Genomic DNA, 1,809 nt, shown 5'->3' on the forward strand with positions numbered 1-1,809 from the left:
TTCGCGAAGACCATGGATATGGTGGGAGACCTGCGAGCTTCAATCTCCGGACTCTCCCTCGGCGCATGGACTGACGCATGGGACGGATCGGTTCTCGGAAGCGTCGCGTCGGCGAGAGCGCGGTCGGCGCGCATCCCTCGGCGATCCTGACTCCTCGGACAGGTCGGCGGGGAGAGAAGAGAGCGGCAGGGAGCGGACACGTCTCGCGCACGCGGGCGCATCCACCTGCGGGCAAGGTCGCCCTCCTCCGCACCTTTCTCGCCGCTTCCGGACCGACACCTCCGGTGCACGCATGTCTTTGCCGGACCTGAGAGGTTGGAGCCTCCGGACGCTGCCTCGGCGCACGGCTCCACACATGGGCAGTCGGGTGCGCGGGGAGCCGGTATCGGCGCAGCCGTGGTGCGCGCGGGCTCCATCGCCGGTCTGGGGTCTTCGAGAACGGCAGTGAGATGGATGCGGGCGGGAGCGGGACGGCCGGTCTTCGGGCACGGAAGCGGGCCGACATGCGGGCAAGGTCATGTTCCGCTGCGTCGTTTCGGACGGCTCACGCCGTCCTTCCCGCTCGCCGAACCAGGGCGTCGACCCGGCTTCGCACGTCATCGGCTACCATGTATGTCATCGGGCGCGGGTCACGCCCAACAACGTTAGGCGCACATGTTCGAACGGGGGAAGCATGGATATCGAACGAGAGCGTGAGGACCGCTTCCGATTCCTTCGCAGCCTATGGGAAGGGTCCGAGGGGAGCGAGTTCTTCAGAATCGGCATGTGGGAACTCGGCGAGGAGCTTGGGTTGGATCGTCCCACTGTCGATCGGATCTTCAGGTTCCTGAGCGGGGAAGGCCTACTCAAAGGCGTCGATATTGGCGGAGGCATCAGCATTACCCACCGCGGTATCGTTGAGGTCGAGAGGGCGCTGTCCAAGCCGGATGAACCGACGCAGTACTTCCCGCCGGTGAACGTAATCGCAATCGGAACGATGTCGAATTCGGTCATACAGCAGGCTAGCCCCAACGCTACTCAGAACGTCAGCATTGATGCGACGGAAGTTGAGGGCCTGCGCAGCCTTCTGGCAGACGTCGAGAGTCGGCTCGATGCACTGGCGCTGGACATGAACGAGCGGCAGCAGGTTGAGGCGGACATTGCGACTATCAAAGCCCAGCTTTCAGCACCGTCGCCGCGACGAAGCATCGTGACAGAATCATTGCTGTCTTTGCGGACCATACTCGAGCAGGTCGCAGCCGCGGCGATTGCTGCCCCGCTGATCGCCAAGATCGCGACGATACTGGTAGGCGTCTAACCCCGGCTTCCACCCGACGCGCGCATGGTGTCGCATAATGAGTGCGCAAGCGCGCGGGTGAAGCCGAAACACGTTAGACCGAACTCGTTCTCAGGAGGGGGTCCCTATGAAGTACGGAGCCCGCAACATGGTTGTCGGCGAGGTCAAGTCGGTTCAGAAGGGCGACATCATGTCGCTCGTGAAATTCGACGTTGCTCCCTGTGAGATGGCGTCCGTGCTCACGACCGAGTCGCTTGAGGAGATGGGCCTGCAGGTCGGCGACAAGGTCAGCCTGGTCGTCAAGGCAGTCAACGTTCTGCCCGTCAAGGAGTAGCTCCACCGTCGGTCTAACCCCGGCATCGAGCGGGCGGCGCGAGATAGAATCAACATGAACGGCGAAACCCGCCGCTCATGCCGTAACACGTTGATATGAGATGGCCAGTCAACCTCGTAGGTCTCATGGTGGTCTTCGCCCTTGAGTAGATGCAAGCGGGCGGGCACATGGGAACGGCGATCGACCATGCTGATATCCG

2 protein-coding genes are annotated in these 1,809 nt (G+C 62.7%); both read left to right on the forward strand.

All coding sequences use genetic code 11. The features are described 5' to 3' along the window. The first annotated feature begins 673 nt into the window (after positions 1 to 673). Positions 674 to 1,297, forward strand: a complete 624-nt coding sequence (locus Q8K99_10895) for a hypothetical protein (GenBank protein ID MDP2183061.1) — start codon at positions 674 to 676, stop codon at positions 1,295 to 1,297. A gap of 106 nt (positions 1,298 to 1,403) precedes the next feature. Continuing rightward, positions 1,404 to 1,610, forward strand: a complete 207-nt coding sequence (locus tag Q8K99_10900; protein MDP2183062.1) for a TOBE domain-containing protein — start codon at positions 1,404 to 1,406, stop codon at positions 1,608 to 1,610. Positions 1,611 to 1,809 lie beyond the last annotated feature (199 nt).

It is taken from the genome of Actinomycetota bacterium (assembly GCA_030682655.1).
Lineage (GTDB): Bacteria > Actinomycetota > Coriobacteriia > Anaerosomatales > JAUXNU01 > JAUXNU01.

Coding starts and splice junctions, on each gene's coding strand:
- Q8K99_10895 (MDP2183061.1), top strand. CDS start 674: ATGGATATCGAACGAGAGCGTGAGGACCGCTTCCGATTCCTTCGCAGC.
- Q8K99_10900 (MDP2183062.1), top strand. CDS start 1,404: ATGAAGTACGGAGCCCGCAACATGGTTGTCGGCGAGGTCAAGTCGGTT.